The sequence below is a fragment of the Sphingopyxis sp. Q841 genome (assembly GCF_052384365.1).
GTDB classification, from domain to species: Bacteria; Pseudomonadota; Alphaproteobacteria; order Sphingomonadales; family Sphingomonadaceae; genus Sphingopyxis; species Sphingopyxis terrae_A.
Genome location: NZ_JBQSUM010000001.1, coordinates 1954318 through 1969495 on the forward strand (window position 1 = coordinate 1954318; position 15178 = coordinate 1969495).

At 66.7% G+C, this 15178-nt stretch carries 13 protein-coding genes and 1 pseudogene; 6 read left to right on the forward strand and 8 right to left on the reverse strand.

Annotation, left to right across the window (positions count from 1 at the left end; translation table 11 throughout):
* Positions 1–40 precede the first annotated feature (40 nt).
* The 6 genes from ACT17R_RS09705 to ACT17R_RS09730 all read left to right on the forward strand — a co-directional run bounded on the left by ACT17R_RS09705 (position 41) and on the right by ACT17R_RS09730 (position 7578).
* Positions 41–1309, forward strand: coding sequence for a D-arabinono-1,4-lactone oxidase (locus ACT17R_RS09705; protein ID WP_062901168.1), 1269 nt, complete (start codon positions 41–43; stop codon positions 1307–1309).
* Entirely contained in the window at positions 1306–2451 is a 1146-nt protein-coding gene (locus ACT17R_RS09710; protein ID WP_062901167.1) for a DSD1 family PLP-dependent enzyme, read from the forward strand. Before ACT17R_RS09705 ends, ACT17R_RS09710 begins: the two co-directional genes overlap by 4 nt.
* Positions 2448–3071 (forward strand): TetR/AcrR family transcriptional regulator, encoded by a 624-nt coding sequence (locus ACT17R_RS09715; protein WP_186401266.1) that lies wholly within the window; start codon positions 2448–2450, stop codon positions 3069–3071. The genes ACT17R_RS09710 and ACT17R_RS09715 overlap by 4 nt, the downstream gene beginning before the upstream one ends.
* 58 nt (positions 3072–3129) lie before the next feature.
* Positions 3130–5646, forward strand: coding sequence for a penicillin-binding protein 1A (locus tag ACT17R_RS09720; RefSeq protein ID WP_444809344.1), 2517 nt, complete (start codon positions 3130–3132; stop codon positions 5644–5646).
* Positions 5647–5707: 61 nt separating this feature from the next.
* Entirely contained in the window at positions 5708–6835 is a 1128-nt protein-coding gene (gene prfB / locus ACT17R_RS09725) for a peptide chain release factor 2 (RefSeq protein WP_040590389.1), read from the forward strand.
* Positions 6835–7578, forward strand: coding sequence for a class I SAM-dependent methyltransferase (locus ACT17R_RS09730; RefSeq protein WP_186401264.1), 744 nt, complete (start codon positions 6835–6837; stop codon positions 7576–7578). The genes prfB and ACT17R_RS09730 overlap by 1 nt, the downstream gene beginning before the upstream one ends.
* Here ACT17R_RS09730 and ACT17R_RS09735 read toward each other — a convergent pair.
* The 8 genes and pseudogenes from ACT17R_RS09735 to ACT17R_RS09770 all read right to left on the reverse strand — a co-directional run bounded on the left by ACT17R_RS09735 (position 7575) and on the right by ACT17R_RS09770 (position 15143).
* Positions 7575–7949: a DsrE family protein gene (locus ACT17R_RS09735; protein WP_234179251.1), complete on the reverse strand. Its 375-nt coding sequence runs from the start codon at positions 7947–7949 to the stop codon at positions 7575–7577. The two genes, ACT17R_RS09730 and ACT17R_RS09735, sit on opposite strands and share 4 nt — an antisense overlap.
* The gene (locus tag ACT17R_RS09740; RefSeq protein ID WP_444809401.1) at positions 7928–8680 is read right to left on the reverse strand and encodes a HesA/MoeB/ThiF family protein; all 753 of its coding nucleotides are present in this window, start codon (positions 8678–8680) and stop codon (positions 7928–7930) included. Before ACT17R_RS09740 ends, ACT17R_RS09735 begins: the two co-directional genes overlap by 22 nt.
* A gap of 102 nt (positions 8681–8782) precedes the next feature.
* Positions 8783–9244 (reverse strand): annotated as a pseudogene (gene dut, locus ACT17R_RS09745) (dUTP diphosphatase); the annotation flags it as partial.
* A complete protein-coding gene (gene coaBC, locus ACT17R_RS09750; RefSeq protein ID WP_444809345.1) occupies positions 9207–10469 on the reverse strand; it encodes a bifunctional phosphopantothenoylcysteine decarboxylase/phosphopantothenate--cysteine ligase CoaBC in 1263 nt (420 codons plus the stop codon). The pseudogene dut and the gene coaBC, both read right to left, overlap by 38 nt.
* Before the next feature lie 52 nt (positions 10470–10521).
* Entirely contained in the window at positions 10522–11634 is a 1113-nt protein-coding gene (locus ACT17R_RS09755) for a hypothetical protein (RefSeq protein WP_062901159.1), read from the reverse strand.
* Positions 11622–12749 carry a glycosyltransferase gene (locus ACT17R_RS09760; protein WP_444809346.1) on the reverse strand — a complete coding sequence of 376 codons (1128 nt, stop codon included), beginning with the start codon at positions 12747–12749 and terminating at the stop codon, positions 11622–11624. The genes ACT17R_RS09755 and ACT17R_RS09760 overlap by 13 nt, the downstream gene beginning before the upstream one ends.
* A 112-nt stretch (positions 12750–12861) precedes the next feature.
* On the reverse strand, positions 12862–14409 hold the full coding sequence (ubiB, locus tag ACT17R_RS09765; RefSeq protein ID WP_186401260.1) for a 2-polyprenylphenol 6-hydroxylase: 1548 nt from the start codon (positions 14407–14409) through the stop codon (positions 12862–12864).
* Positions 14406–15143 carry a class I SAM-dependent methyltransferase gene (locus ACT17R_RS09770; protein WP_062764412.1) on the reverse strand — a complete coding sequence of 246 codons (738 nt, stop codon included), beginning with the start codon at positions 15141–15143 and terminating at the stop codon, positions 14406–14408. Before ACT17R_RS09770 ends, ubiB begins: the two co-directional genes overlap by 4 nt.
* Positions 15144–15178: the final 35 nt, after the last annotated feature.

Sequence of the window (15178 nt, forward strand, 5' to 3'; positions counted from 1 at the left end):
GTGCGCGCAGCTTTCGCCCGGTTCGCGGCGGGAGAGCGACATGGCGACGGCGGAGGCAGGATGGAGCAACTGGTCGGGTAGCGTCCGTGCCCCGGCAACGGTGGCGCGACCGACGGACGAGGCGGCGCTTTCCGCGCTGGTGCGCGAGGCCGCCAAGGTGCGCGCGGTCGGCGCCGGGCACAGCTTCATGCCGCTATGCCAGTCGGACGAACTGATCGTGAGCCTCGACGCGATGGCGGGCGAGCTCAGTATCGCCCCTGATCGTCAGACCGCGCGCATCCCGGCAGGATGGAGCATCAAGCGGCTGACCGAGGCGTTGTGGCAGCACGGCCTTGCGCTCGCCAACCAGGGCGATGTCAATCCGCAGGCGCTGGCGGGCGCGATGGCGACGGGCACGCACGGGACCGGCGTCGATCTCGGCTCGCTGTCAACCTTTGCACGCGGCTTCCGGCTAATCGGCGCCGACGGCGCGGCGCGCTGGTGCGACGCGCAGGAAAACTCCGATCTATTCGCGGCCCAGCGGCTGTCGCTCGGGCTGTTCGGCATCGCGACCGAGATCGAGGTCGCCGTCGTCCCCGCCTTTCATCTGGTCGAACAGATCGAGAAAAGGCGCTGGGACGAAATCCGCGAAAGCTACGACGAGCTTGCCGAGCAGCACCGCCACATCGAATTCTGGATTTTTCCGCACGCCGAACATGTGATCCTGAAGACGTTGACGCCGTGCGACCCGTGCGATCCGCCCCGCTCGACGAGCGATGTCGACGAAAGCGCTTTCCGCCGCGCGCTCGACGTCGCGGCCTTCGCGCCTTTTCTGACCCCGCTGCTCCAGCGCGCGATGATGAAGACGCGCTTCGATGGCGAGCGTCGCGGGCCCGCGCACAGCATCTTTCCGTCCGACCGCACGATCCGCTTCGAGGAAATGGAATATGAACTGCCGCGCGCCGTCGGCCTCGCCGCGCTCGACGCGGTGATCGGCTGGATTCGCGCCCGGCGTTTGCCCGTGACCTTTCCCTTTGAATATCGCACCGTCGCCGCCGACGATATCTGGATGAGCCCGATGAACGCGGGGCCGGTCGCTGCGATCTCGATGCATCAATATGCAAAAATGCCATGGGCTGATCATTTTGCTGGCGCCGAAGCGATTTTTCGGGCGCATGGGGGGCGGCCGCATTGGGCGAAGCGCCACACATTGACGCGCGCCGATGTCGATGCGCTTTATCCGATGGCCGAGCGCTATCGCGCGGTCCGCCGTGCTGCCGATCCCCACGGCAAATTTCTGAACCCGCATCTGGAGGCGCTGTTTTCATGAGCGACGATCTGACCCTGCACGCCCATCTTGTCGGTCGGCAGGGGTCGCGCGCCGACCTCAATACGCCGGTACTCGTCCTCGATATCGAGGCGCTCGACCGCAATATTGCGGCGATGGCCGGGCTGGCCGCCGCGCGCGGTATTGGTCTGAGGCCCCATGCCAAGACCCACAAGAGCGTCGATATCGCGAAGCGCCAGCTTGCAGCGGGCGCCGCCGGGGTCTGCTGCGCGAAGATCGGCGAAGCGGAGGCACTCGCCGACGGCGGCATCACCGGCATCCTCATCACCTCGCCGGTCGCCGCGCCGCGCGCGATCGAGCGGCTTGCGGCGCTGGCCACGCGCGCGGACCTGCTGATGGCGACGGTCGATCATCCCGATGTTGCGGAGCGGATCGATGCCGCGCTTGCGGTCCAAGGCGCGACGCTCGACGTGCTGATCGACATCGATCCCGGTATCGCGCGCACCGGGGTCGCCTCGCCCGAAAAGGCCGTCGACCTTGCCCGCGCCATCGCCGCGCTGCCGACGCTGCGCTGGCGCGGCGTCCAATATTATTGCGGGTCGCAGCAACATATCGAGGATTATGCCGAGCGCCGCGCCGCGATCGCCGAGCGCACCGATTATCTGAAGACGGCCCTCGCCGCGCTTGCCGACGCGGGCTTCGCGGCGGAAATCGTCAGCGGCTCGGGGACCGGAACGCACCATATCGACCTCGACCTCGGCGTCTTTACCGAGCTGCAGGCGGGCTCCTACGTCTTCATGGACAAGCAATATTGCGACTGCGATCTGACCGGCGACGGCGCGCCGCCGTTCGAGGTTGCGCTCGGTGTCGATGCGCGCGTCGTCAGCGCCAATCATAGCGGCCTTGTCACCATCGACGCGGGGTTCAAATCGCTGTCGACCGACGGCGGGGTCGCCGTGGTGCGGCGCGGCGCGCCCACGGACAGCTTCTTCGCCTTCATGGGCGACGAACATGCGGCGCTGGTCGCGCCCGGCATCGGCGAACGGATGGCGCCGGGCGATCCGGTGACGCTGACCGTCCCGCACTGCGACCCGACCGTCAATCTCTATGACCATTATCATGTCGTCGCAGGCGACACGCTCGTCGCCATCTGGCCGGTCAGTGCGCGCGGGCGCGCGCGATGAGCGTCGCGGCGAAGGCGCCGCCGAAGCAGGACCGCGCGCGCGCCACCTATGACAGGCTGCTCGATGTCGCGGGCCTGCTCCTCGCCGAAGAGGGCATCGAACGCATTTCGACCAACCGGATCGCCGCCGAGGCAGGGCTGAGCCCGCCCGCACTCTATCGCTATTTCGGCGACAAATATGCGGTTCTCGAAGCGTTGGGCCGCCGGCTGATGGAGCGGCAGAATGCAGTGCTGGAGGCGTGGATCGAGCGGCACCGGAGCGGCGGCATCGCGGCAATGGCCGATCATATCGGCGAACTGCTCGCCAAAACCGCCACGGTAACGCGCGCCGAGCCGGGCGCGGTGTGGACCTTGCGCGCGCTCCACGCGACCCCGCGACTCGTCCATGTCCGGCTCGAATCGCATCGCCACGTCACCGACCGGCTGACCGATGCATGTCTGCCCTGGCTCGTCGGCGTGCCGCGCGAGACTTGTTGGCGGCGGCTGCGCCTCGCGGTCGAGATCGGCTTCGCCGCCGACGAGATGCTCTATGAGGAAGATCGGGTCGCCGCCGATGCGGTGCTCGCCGACGCTGCGCGTCTGCTAAAGGCGTCGCTCCAGGATCTCGCGACGGACGGCTGACCGTCCGGGCGCAAGCCGCTTCCCTTTCGGCGAAGCAGGCTTTAGAGGCAAGCCAATCATGGTCGCCGACAGCACGTCCCACTTCCGTTACCGCCTGCGTCGCGACAGCAACGCCGTCATTGGCTGGTTCCGGCAGATGTGGACGCGGCGCTGGTTCCGCTGGCTCGGCTATCTGGCGCTGGCGGGCGTGGCCGCACTGGCGCTGCTGTGGACGATTTTCGCCCGTAACCTGCCTTCGGTCGACCAGCTTCGCGACTATCAGCCGCCGCTGCCGACGATGGTGCGCGACGGCGAGGGCAAGCCCGTCCACAGCTATGCACGCGAGCGCCGCGTCCAGCTGGAATATGCCGAATATCCCCAGCTTCTCGTCCGCGCCTTTCTCGCGGCCGAGGATCGCACCTTTTTCGAACATGGCGGGATCGACTATCCCGGCATCGCGACCGCGATCCTGACCAATCTGAAGCGCGACGGCCGCCCGGTCGGTGCCTCGACGATCACGCAGCAGGTGGCGAAGAATCTGCTGCTGACGGGCGAGGTCAGCTATACCCGCAAGATTCGCGAGGCGATCCTCGCCAAGCGGATCGAGGCGGCGCTTACGAAGCAGCAGATCCTCGAACTGTATCTGAACGAAATTCCGCTCGGCCGCCGCAGCTTCGGCGTCCAAGCGGCCGCGCGCGTCTACTTCGACAAGGATGTCGACCAGCTCGCGCTTCACGAAATGGCCTTCCTCGCCATTTTGCCCAAGGCACCCGAAACCTATGGCCGCGCGCGCAATACCGACAAGGCGATCGCGCGGCGCAATTTCGTGCTCTCCGAAATGTTCCGCAACGGCTGGATCACCGCGGCGCAGCGCGACGCCGCGCAGGCGATGCCGCTCGGCCTCTCTGAAACGGGCAACAAGGCGGTCGCGCAGGTCGGCGGCTATTATATGGAAGAGGTGCGCCGCCAGCTGATCGACCAGTTCGGCGAGACCCCCGAGGACGGCCCGCTCAGCGTTTATGGCGGCGGGCTTTGGGTGCGCACCCCTTATGACGACAAGATGCAGCAGGCCGCGACCGGCGCGCTGCGCCGCGGCCTCGTCCGCTACGACACCGGCAAGGGCTGGTCGGGACCGATCGCGCGGATCGAGGCCGACGACAAATGGCGCAGCCGCCTCGCGTCGAGCTTCATCGGCATCGACTACGACAATTGGCGCGTTGCCGCGGTGCTCGCCAAAACGGCCGGCGAGGCGCGCATCGGCTTTGCCGACGGCGAAGAGGGGCGCCTGCCCGCCGGTGCCGCGAGCATGGGCTATCGCAAGACGGGCGGCAGCGCCTTTTCGGCGATGCGTCCGGGTGACCTGATCGCGGTCAAGGCGACCGGGCCCGGCGTCTATACGCTGAAGAACATCCCCGAAGTGTCGGGCGGCATGGTCGTCGAAAGCCCCCATTCGGGCCGCATCTATGCGATGCAGGGCGGGTTCGACGTTCGCCTGTCGCCGTTCAATCGGGCGACCCAGGCCGAACGCCAGCCGGGGTCGACGATCAAGCCCTTCGTCTATGCGACGGCACTCGACAATGGCATGACCCCCGCGACGCTGATCGTCGACGGCCCCTTCTGCGTCTATCAGGGCGCGCGCTTCGGCAACAAATGCTTCCGCAACTTCGGCGGCGCGAGCGGCAGCGGCGAACATACGATGCGCTGGGGCCTTGAGCAGTCGCGCAATCTGATGACGGTCAGGACGGCGAGCCAGATCGGGATGGAACCGATCGTCGAAACGATCAAGACGATGGGGATCGGGACGCACGAACCCTATCTGTCGACCGCGCTCGGCGCCGGGTCGACGACGGTCGAAAAGATGGTCAACGCCTTTTCGATGCTCGCCAACCACGGCCGCGAGCTCAAGCCGCGACTGATCGACTATGTCCAGGATCGCCGCGGCAAGGTGATCTTTCCCAAGAACTGGAGGCCCTGCGAGGGGTGCAACAGCGACGATTGGGATGGCAAGCCGATGCCGCGCTTCACGCCGTCGGGCAAGCAGCTGATGGACCCGATGACCGCCTATCAGGTCGTCCATATGCTCGAAGGCGTCGTTCAGCGCGGGACCGCGCAGGTGCTGCGCGATCTGAACGTGCCGCTGTTCGGCAAGACGGGGACGACCACCGGCCCGACCGACGTCTGGTTCGTCGGCGGCACCCCCGACGTCGTCGCCGGCCTCTACATGGGCTATGACCAGCCGCGCAGCATGGGCGGCTATGCGCAGGGCGGCAGCCTCGCCGCGCCGGTATTCAAGCAATTCTTCCTCGAATCGCTGACCGACCGGCCGCCGGTGCCGTTCATTGCGCCGAAGAATATCCGCATGGTGCGCATCGACCGCCAGTCGGGCCGCCGCGTCTATGGCGCGTGGCCGGGGACCGATCCCAAGGCGGCGATCATCTGGGAAGCCTTTAAGCCCGAAAGCGAACCGCGCCGGACGATCCGCGAAGAAGAGATCAAGCCTGCCGCCTCCGCCAAGCGACCCGATGCCCCGGTGCAGGAAGGCAATGGCCGGCGCAGCGACGCCGACTTCCTCGACGACCGCGGCGGTATCATCTGACGGCTTGCCTCGCGCGGCGGAGCCACTATGGCCGTCGCCTACAGTTTCAGGAGCAAAGACCATGCGCGCCGAAGCGCAGGATCATGTCGATACCATCAACGCCGCGCTGGCGCTCTTGCGCCGTTTCCTCGACTGGGACCGCGCGGTGCGCCGCCTCGACGAACTTAATGCGAAGGTCGAGGACCCGACGCTTTGGGACAATCCCAAGGCGGCGCAGGATGTCATGCGCGAGCGCCGCCGTCTCGACGAGGCGATCACCGCGACGCGGTCGATCGAAAAGGAGATGGGCGATACGGTCGAACTGATCGAACTTGCCGAGATGGAGGGCGACGAGGCGCTGGTCGATGACGCGGTGCAGTCGCTCGCCACGCTGGCGGCGCGCGCCGAAGAGGACAAGATCAAGGCGCTGCTCGCGGGCGAAGCCGACAGCTATGACTGCTATATCGAGGTTCACGCCGGCGCGGGCGGCACCGAAAGCCAGGACTGGGCCGAAATGTTGCAGCGTATGTATATGCGCTGGGCCGAAAAGCGCGGCATGAAGGTCGAACTGATCGAATATCAGGCGGGCGAACAGGCGGGCATCAAATCGGCGACGATGCTGGTCAAGGGCGAGAATGCCTATGGCTATGCCAAGACCGAGAGCGGCGTTCACCGCCTCGTCCGCATTTCGCCCTACGACAGCTCGGCGCGCCGCCACACCAGCTTTTCCAGCGTCTGGGTCTATCCGGTGATCGACGACAATATCGAGATCGAGATCAACGAAGGCGACCTCAAGATCGACACCTATCGTGCGTCGGGCGCGGGCGGGCAGCACGTCAACACGACCGATTCGGCGGTGCGTATCACGCACATCCCGACCGGCATCGTCGTCGCCAGCCAGAACGACCGGTCGCAGCACAAGAACCGCGCGACCGCGATGGGGATGCTGAAGGCGCGAATGTACGAGGCGGAGCTCCAGAAGCGCGAAGCCGCGGCTTCGGGCGAATATCAGGCCAAGACCGAAATCGGCTGGGGTCACCAGATCCGCTCCTATGTCCTCCAGCCCTATCAGCTGGTGAAGGATTTGCGCACCGGCGTGACCTCGACTGCGCCCTCCGACGTGCTCGACGGCGCGCTCGACCCCTTCATGGCAGCGGCGCTGTCGCAGAAGGTGACAGGCGAAAAGGTCGAGGTGGAGGATATCGACTGATGCGCCGCCGCGCGGCCCGGCCTGCGGCGCTGCCGCTGTTCGCCGCGCTGGCCGCGCTGTCGCTGCTCGGGGGATGCAAGGCGCCGTGGAGCGAGAATAGCGACCGCCCCGAAACCGCGCGCGACTTTCCGCCTGCTGACCGTCCGGTCGCGCCGATCACCTCGACCAAATGGTCGACCGAAGAGGCGCGGGACCGCGTCAACGAAGCTGACGACATCATGGATTCGGCCGACGTGCGCCCCGGCATGACGGTGGCCGATATCGGCGCCGGCGACGGCTATTATACCGTGCGGCTCGCGCCGCGGGTCGGCCAGTCGGGCCGCGTGCTGGCGCAGGATATCCAGCCCGAAGTGATCGAGCGGCTCGCCGACCGTGTCGCGCGCGAACGGCTCGACAATGTCTCGCTCAAACTTGGTGCGGTCGACGATCCGCGCCTGCCCGCGGCCAGCTTCGACCGCGTGTTCATGGTCCATATGTATCACGAGATCGGCGAGCCCTATGCCTTTCTGTGGCGCCTGCGCCCGGCGCTGCGCCAGGACGGGCAGGTGATCGTCGTCGACGGCGATCGTCCGATCGCCCAGCATGGGACACCCTTTCGCCTGCTCGTCTGCGAATTCGAGGCGGTGGGTTTCAAGCTTCTGTCCTATGACGACAAGGCACATGCGGGCGGCTATCTCGCGCGCTTTGTACCCGACGGTCAGCGCCCAGCGCCTACAGCCATCAAGGTCTGCAAGAACCCCTAATAGACCAGCAGCCTGTCGTCGGCGCGCGCGTCGGCAAGGAAGCTGACGAGGCCGGCGGAGCGCACCTGCGGCACCAGGTCGTTCGCCGTCATGCCCGCGAGCGCGATACCCGACTGACAGACGAACAGGTCAACATCCATCGCCATCGCCTCGGCGATCAATGCGGCAAGCCCCGGCTGACCAACCGCCTCGCGCGCACCGTCGCCGGCAAAGGTGACGGGCGTGCGCAGCAGCGCCGCCGCCTCGCCCTGCAGGAACAGCCGGGCCGGGCGGCCGAGCGCCGCGGCAGCAATCCCTGTCTCCAGCGCGGCATAGAAGCGCGCACCGTCACAGCTCGCGACGATGATGCTCAGGCGCTGCATATCGGACATGTCGGCTCCTTTGCGACACCGACCTCGCGCCAGCGGCGATCGAGCATGTCGAGGATGGCGAGGCGGCCGGTCAGCGGCTGGCCCCAGCCGGTCAGCGCGCGCACCGCTTCGAGCGCGGCCATCGTTCCGACCATTCCGGCGAGCGCGCCCATCACGCCCGCTTCGGCACAGTTGATGCCGGGTCGGTCGGGATCGTCCCCGACCAGACAGGCGTAGCAGGGGCTGTCGCCGCGCCAGCCTTCATAGAGCGCGATCTGTCCCTCGAACGCGCCGATGGCGGCGCTGAGCAGCGGAATCTCGCGCGCGACCGCCGCGCGGTTGACCGCGAGGCGGGTGGCGAAATTGTCGCAACCGTCTAGGATCAGCCTCGCATCGGTCAGCAGCGCTTCGGCATTGCCCGTATCGAGCCGCGCCTCGACCGCCACCGCTTCGACATGGGGGTTGATGCGCCGCGCGGCGTCTGCCGCGACGACCGCCTTGGGACGGCCGATGTCGGCATCGGTAAACAGCGGCTGACGCTGCAGATTGGAAAGTTCGACGCGATCATCGTCGATGATCGTCAGCCTGCCGACCCCCGCTGCCGCCAGATAGGTGATCGCCGGACAGCCGATCCCGCCCGCGCCGATCAGCGCGACATGCGCCGCGTTGAGCTTCGTCTGCCCCGCGCCGCCGAACTGCGGCAGGATGATCTGGCGCGCATAGCGGTCGAGTTCGGCGGCGCTGAGCAAGATCTATTCGCCCGGCCGCCGCATCTTCATCGCCGTGAGCGACCCGACATTGGCGGGCGCATCCTGATCGCCTTCGCTCTGTTCGTCGGCCGTGCCGCTCGCGACCCCGGTCGATCCGAAGCCGCCCGCGCCGCGCGCCGTTTCGTCGAGCGTCTCCACCTCGGCAAAGGTCGCGCGCTGGACGGGCGCGGGCACGATCTGCGCGATGCGGTCGCCGCGTTTGATTTCGAACACCTCGTCGCCGAGATTGGCGAGGATCACCTTCACCTCGCCGCGATAGTCGCTGTCGATCGTCCCCGGCGTGTTGAGGCAGGTGATGCCGTGCTTGAGTGCGAGGCCCGAGCGGGGGCGCACCTGCACCTCATAGCCTGCGGGAATCGCCATCGCGAAGCCGGTCGCAACCGCGTGGCGCGCGCCGGGGCGCAGCGTCAGCGTCTCGGCCGCGACGATGTCCATCCCCGCGGCGCCGTCGCTCGCATAGGCCGGAACCGGCAGGCCGCCGCCGTTGGGCAGGCGCTGGAGGCGGATCTCAATCATCGGCAAGCGGGACGCGGGTATCGAGTTCATCGGCGATTTTTTCCATCAATTTGCGGGCGACGGCTTCCTTGGGCAGCCGGTCCCAACTCTCGACGCCAGCCTTGCTGACGATATGAACGCGGTTCGTCTCGCCGCCCATCGGGTCCGCCGACACATCGTTGGCGACGATCAGGTCGCAGCCCTTGCGGGCGAGCTTTGCCTGAGCATGGGTGATCACGTCGTTGGTTTCGGCGGCGAAGCCGACGAGCAGCGGCGGGCGCTTGGCGCTCTTCGCGACGCTCGCCAGAATGTCGGGATTTTCTGCCAGGGCGAGCGGTGGCACCTCGCCGCTGCCGTCCTTCTTGATCTTCTGCGCCGATGTGTCGGCGGCGCGCCAGTCGGCAACTGCGGCGACCATGATCGCGGCGTCGACGGGCAGTCCCGCCTCGACCTCGGCCGCCATTTCGCGCGCGGTTTCGACATCGACGCGAATCACGCCCGGCGGCGTCGGCAGCGGTACCGGTCCCGCGACCAGCAGCACCTCCGCGCCCGCTTCGGCGGCGGCTGCGGCGATCGCGAAGCCCTGCTTGCCGCTCGACCGGTTGGCGATGTAGCGGACGGGATCGATCGGTTCGTGGGTCGGTCCCGCGGTGACGAGGATGTGTCGGCCAAAGAGCGGGCGGTGGCGCGACGGCGCGAAATCGGGCTGGCCGCCGAGCGGTCGGACAACCGTGCCTTGCACCAGCGCCGCCTCGACCGCCGCCTTGATTGCTTCGGGCTCGGGCAAGCGGCCGGGGCCATATTCGCCGCACGCCATTTCGCCCGCGTCGGGCTCCATCACCGTCACCCCGTCGCCGCGCAGCGTCGCGACATTGCGCTGCGTCGCGGGGTGCAGCCACATGCGTACGTTCATAGCGGGCGCCGCGAGCACTGGCTTGTCGGTCGCGAGCAGCAAGGTTGTCGCCAGATCGTCGGCGATGCCCCCCGCCATCTTTGCCAGCAGGTCAGCGGTCGCGGGGGCAACGACGACCAGGTCGGCTTCGCGTGAAAGCTGGATATGCCCCATCTCGACCTCGTCCTTCAGGTCGAAAAGATATGTATATACTTTATTTTCAGAGAGGGCCGCGAGCGTCAGCGGCGTGACGAACTGCTCGCCCGCGCGCGTCAGCACGCAGCGTACGCTATGGCCGGCCTTGCGGAGCAGGCGCACCAGCTCGATGGCCTTGTAGGCGGCGATGCCGCCGCCGATGATCAGAAGGATACGCCGATGGGTCATGACCCTATCCTATAGGATGTCCGCGCCCGCGATCCACGCAGATTCTGACCGCTCAGACCGCGGGTACGGAAACTGGGGACGGCACCGCCCGGATCGACCGGTACAGAGCAAGGAGTGCGGCGGGCGCGAAGATCAGCCCCACGAACAATGTCGGTTCGATCAGCATCGCCCAGTAAAAATTGTTGGGGCGGGCGAACAGCATCAGCATCGCCGCATAGCCGAGCTGGACGATCAGCATCGTCGTGCCCAGCCGCGATCGCCATGCGGCCCAGCCGAGCAATGCCAGCGGCACCACCGGCACCATCGTCCAAGCCGGAAGAAAGCGGAAAACCGATGATACATGGACGAAGGACAGATAGGCGGGCCATCCCCCCATCCCGCTCCAGCCTGGGGTGGTCATATCGCCGGGACGGACGAAGGCGGTCAGCGTCGTCGCATGCCATGCCATCAAGGCCAGGAAGCCCAGTCCGATACCAAGCCAGCCGGTGGCGGCGCGCCAATCGCGGTCGATCAGCGCGAACAGGCCCAGCAACATCGCCACGGGCAGGACCGTTTCCCGCATCGCCAGCGCGAGCGCGATCACCGCCATCGCCGGCCAGGGGCGGGCAGGGCGATAGAGGGCGAGCGCCAGCGCGATCAGCACGCCCGCCACCACTTCGTGCATCAGTACCCATTGGCGCGATACGATCTGCGACATGTTGACCGCCATGAGGAACGCACCGAAGCGCGCATAAGGCGGCAGATCACCGGCCATCAACCGCTTTCGCCACAGAAGAAACGCCGCAAGACCGGTCAACGTCAGCAGCGCGACCGACCCGCGCAGGCCGATTACCGCCATGATTTCGGCCTGGGTGGGCAGGCGTACGGTGAAGAAGGGATGCAGCGGATAGCGATGCGCGCGCTGCGTTTCCGTCGCGGCGGGATAATAGGATTGGCCCGCCTCCATCTTGCGCAGGATGTTGAGGTACAGCGCATGATCGCCGACCATGCCTTCGAACTTCATCGATGTGGGCTTGGCGGGCTGTACCCGCTTGCCGCCCACGCCGCCGCTCCATCCGGCCACCATCAGCGCGGCGAGCAGGACCAGCACGGCCGCGGCCCAAAGCCGCGGGATGGCCGAAAAGCGGTTCCAGCCGGTGGCGGCCGTCGGCGCTATTTGCGCCACGTCAGCGCCGAAGACATGGCGAAATTCCAGATCGCGCCTACCAAGACCCCGGCGACGCCCGCGACCCACCAACGCTCATTCTGCCCGGCGAGCCAGGTGCCGATGCCGATATTGGCGAGCGCGCCGACCGCCGAGATCGCATAGAAGCTCGCCAGTCCGCCCAGCACCGCCCAGCCCTTGAGCTTGCGGTCGGCGTAGGTGAAGCTGTTGTTGAGGAAGAAATTGAACGCGATCGCGGTCACGACCGCTCCGGTCTGCGCCATCATGAAACTGTTGCCGGCGGTCAGCAGCCCCCACAGCACCGACAGGTGGACGATGACGCCCAGTCCGCCGACCATCAGGAATTTGAGCAGCCGGACCGGCACGAAGCGGCCGATCGTCTTTTCGGCGAGCAGTTCGGCATATTCGGCGATGACGCGCGCGCCGATCTTGCTCTCGCCCGCTTCGCGGGTGCGGAATTGATAGGGAATTTCGGCGACGCGCAGCGGCGTCGGCGACGACGCCAATATGTCGGCCAGTATCTTGAAGCCGATCGCCGACAGGCGTGGCAGCGCCGCGTCGAAGGCTTCGCGGCGCATCGCGAAAAAGCCGCTCATCGGATCGCTCACCTTGGTGCGCAGCGCGATCTGGCCGATTTTTGTCGCAAACTGGCTCATCGACACGCGCAGCGCGCTCCATTCGCCGACGCCGCCGCCATCGACGTAGCGGGTGCCGACGGCGATGTCGGCGTCGTTCGAGGCCACCGCGTCGATCAGGCGCGGCAGCGCGTCTTCGTTGTGCTGAAGATCGCCGTCCATCACCGCGATCACCGGAGCGGCCGTCGCCAGCACCCCTTCGATCACCGCTGACGACAGGCCGCGGCGGCCGACGCGCTGAACGATGCGGACGTGGCGCGAGTTGCGGGCAATGCGGCGCACGACGTCGCTGGTACCGTCGGGCGAATTATCGTCGACGAACAGCACTTCCCAGCCGCGACCGGCAAGGACGTTCGTCAGCTTCTCGACCAGCCGCTCGACATTGGCGGCCTCGTTGAGCGTCGGGACGACGACCGCGACTTCGAGCGGGAGGGTGTCAACCGACACGATCGGGTCGGCAAGGGCGGTTTCGTGGTGCATATCGGGTGAAGATGCCTCGGTTCGATCGAGCGGTACCGCCCTGTTGGTCCTCAAAAACGCTAGCGAATTAAGGTAAATCTTTGGTAATCACAATCGGCCTTGGCGGCGGCGATCAACCGCCCAGCGCAAGGAGGATCGCAGCGCCTGCGGCCGCCCCGGCGAGCGCGGTCAGCGCATAGCGCCATGCTGTCCGCTTTTCGCCCTTTTCCCACATCAGCCGGACATCGGGGAGCGGCGGCGCGGGCGGAGCAGCGCCCGGCTTCGGCAATTGCGCGTCGAGGCGGCGGATGATGTCGGGGATCAGCGCCAGCGTCCGCCCCTGTTCGCGCAGCCCATCGGCCAGCGCGGCTTCGGGGCCCAGTTCGTCACGAATCCATCCTTGCACGAACGGTCCCGATACATCCCACATGTTGATCCGCGGGTTGAGCATCGTGGCCACGCCCTCGACCATCACCATCGTCTTTTGCAGCAGCAGCAGATGCGGCTGGGTCTGCATGTCGAAGTCGCGGGTGATCGCGAACAGTCCGTCGAGCATCTGCCCGACCGACAGCTCGCTCACCGGTTTGCCGCGCATCGGCTCGCCGACCGCGCGCAGCGCCGTCGCGAATTCCTCGACGCTGTGATAGTCGGGGACATATTGCGCCTCGAAATGAATCTCGGCGACGCGGCGGTAATTGCCGGTGGTCAGCCCATAGAGGATCTCGGCGAGCCAGTAGCGCGCCTGTCGGTTGATCCGCCCCATGATGCCGAAATCGACCGCCGCGATCGTCCCGTCGGCCTTCACGAACAAATTGCCCTGGTGCATGTCGGCGTGGAAGAACCCCTCGGCGATCGCCTGGCGCAGAAAGGCCTGGACCAGATTGGTCGCCAGCTTTTCCATGTCGTGCCCCGCCGCGACCAGCGCTTCGCGGTGCGAAATCTTGATCCCGTCGATCCAGTCGAGCGTCATGACGCGCGACGCGGTGCGGTCCCAGTCGATCGCGGGCACTTCGTAGGTTGGCTCGGCCGCCATTGCCTCGCGCAGTTCGGATGCCGACGCGGCTTCGCGGCGCAGGTCGAGCTCGCGCAGCGTCCAGCGGCGGAAATTGGCGATCACCTGCCGCGGCCGCAGCCGTGCGGCTTCGCCGCCCAGTGCCTCGAGGTGCGCGGCGGCCCATTCATAGGTTTCGATGTCGCGCGCGAACTGCTTGTCGATGCCGGGTCGGCGAACCTTGACCGCGACCTGCCGGCCCTCGGTGGTCACCGCGCGGTGAACCTGCGCGATCGAGGCCGAACCGACAGGTTCGGGATCAAATTCGCTGTACAGGCTTTCGAGCGGTGCCTCGAACGTCGCCTCGATCTCGGCACGGATGCGGGCAAAGGTCACGGGCGCGAGCGCGTCCTGCAGGGTCAGCAGGTTGCGCGCCGCCTCTTCGCCGACGAGATCGGGACGCGTCGCGAGCGTCTGTCCCAGCTTGACCGCCGCCGGTCCGATCGCCTGGAAGGCGGCGGCATAATCGGGCACCTTGGGCTGGACCGTGCCGAGCCGCGCGATGCGGCACAGCCGCTTGACCCCTGGCGGCGTCTGCGGCGCGGTCTCGATCCCGCGCAGCGCACCGTGGCGCGCCAGGATGCGGCCCCACTTCAGCAGGCGGGCAATATGGGTGACGGGTCGGGTCAAGCCTTCCACCCGCTATGGATCGCGACCAGTCCGCCCAAAATCGGTTCGACCTTCACCGCGGTAAAGCCCGCATCGCGAATCATCTGCGCAAAGCGCGGCATCGGCGGGAAGCGGCGGATCGATTCGATCAGATAGCGATAGCTGTCTTCATCGTCGGCGATCAGCTTGCCGAGCTTGGGCACCAGATGGTGCGAATAGGCGTCATAGACCTGCGCAAAGCCGGGCCATTCGTTGGTCGAAAATTCGAGGCAGAAGAAGCGCCCGCCATAGCGCAGAACGCGGTGCGCCTCTTTCAGCGCGGCGGGAATGTCGGTCACGTTGCGGATGCCGAAGGCGATCGTATAGGCGTCGAAAAACTGGTCGGGAAAGCTCAGCTTTTCGGCATTTTGTTCGGACCATACCAGCGTGTCGATGCCGCGCTCCGCCGCGCGTTCCATGCCGACGCCCAGCATGTCGGGATTGATATCGGCGACCGTGATGCTCGCGCCCGACGGCTCCATGCGAAAGGCGATGTCGCCGGTGCCGCCCGCCATGTCGAGGATCGCCTCGCCTGCGCGCGGCTTGACGCGCCGGACAAAACGGTCCTTCCACAGCCGGTGCATCCCGCCCGACATCGCGTCGTTCATGATGTCATATTTGCGCGCAACGCGGCTGAACACCTCGCCGACCATCGCGGTCTTCGCGGTCGCGGGGACCTGTTCATAGCCGAAGCTGACGGTGTCGGGGGTGGTCATCGGGTGCGCGCCTTTGCGGGGAAAGCCTCTTTCAG

Excerpts from the sequence above, each read along its gene's own strand:
- ACT17R_RS09705 (WP_062901168.1), top strand. The coding sequence starts at position 41 with ATGGCGACGGCGGAGGCAGGATGGAGCAACTGGTCGGGTAGCGTCCGT.
- ACT17R_RS09710 (WP_062901167.1), top strand. The coding sequence starts at position 1,306 with ATGAGCGACGATCTGACCCTGCACGCCCATCTTGTCGGTCGGCAGGGG.
- ACT17R_RS09715 (WP_186401266.1), top strand. The coding sequence starts at position 2,448 with ATGAGCGTCGCGGCGAAGGCGCCGCCGAAGCAGGACCGCGCGCGCGCC.
- ACT17R_RS09720 (WP_444809344.1), top strand. The coding sequence starts at position 3,130 with ATGGTCGCCGACAGCACGTCCCACTTCCGTTACCGCCTGCGTCGCGAC.
- prfB (WP_040590389.1), top strand. The coding sequence starts at position 5,708 with ATGCGCGCCGAAGCGCAGGATCATGTCGATACCATCAACGCCGCGCTG.
- ACT17R_RS09730 (WP_186401264.1), top strand. The coding sequence starts at position 6,835 with ATGCGCCGCCGCGCGGCCCGGCCTGCGGCGCTGCCGCTGTTCGCCGCG.
- ACT17R_RS09735 (WP_234179251.1), bottom strand. The coding sequence starts at position 7,949 with ATGTCCGATATGCAGCGCCTGAGCATCATCGTCGCGAGCTGTGACGGT.
- coaBC (WP_444809345.1), bottom strand. The coding sequence starts at position 10,469 with ATGACCCATCGGCGTATCCTTCTGATCATCGGCGGCGGCATCGCCGCC.
- ACT17R_RS09760 (WP_444809346.1), bottom strand. The coding sequence starts at position 12,749 with ATGCACCACGAAACCGCCCTTGCCGACCCGATCGTGTCGGTTGACACC.
- ACT17R_RS09770 (WP_062764412.1), bottom strand. The coding sequence starts at position 15,143 with ATGACCACCCCCGACACCGTCAGCTTCGGCTATGAACAGGTCCCCGCG.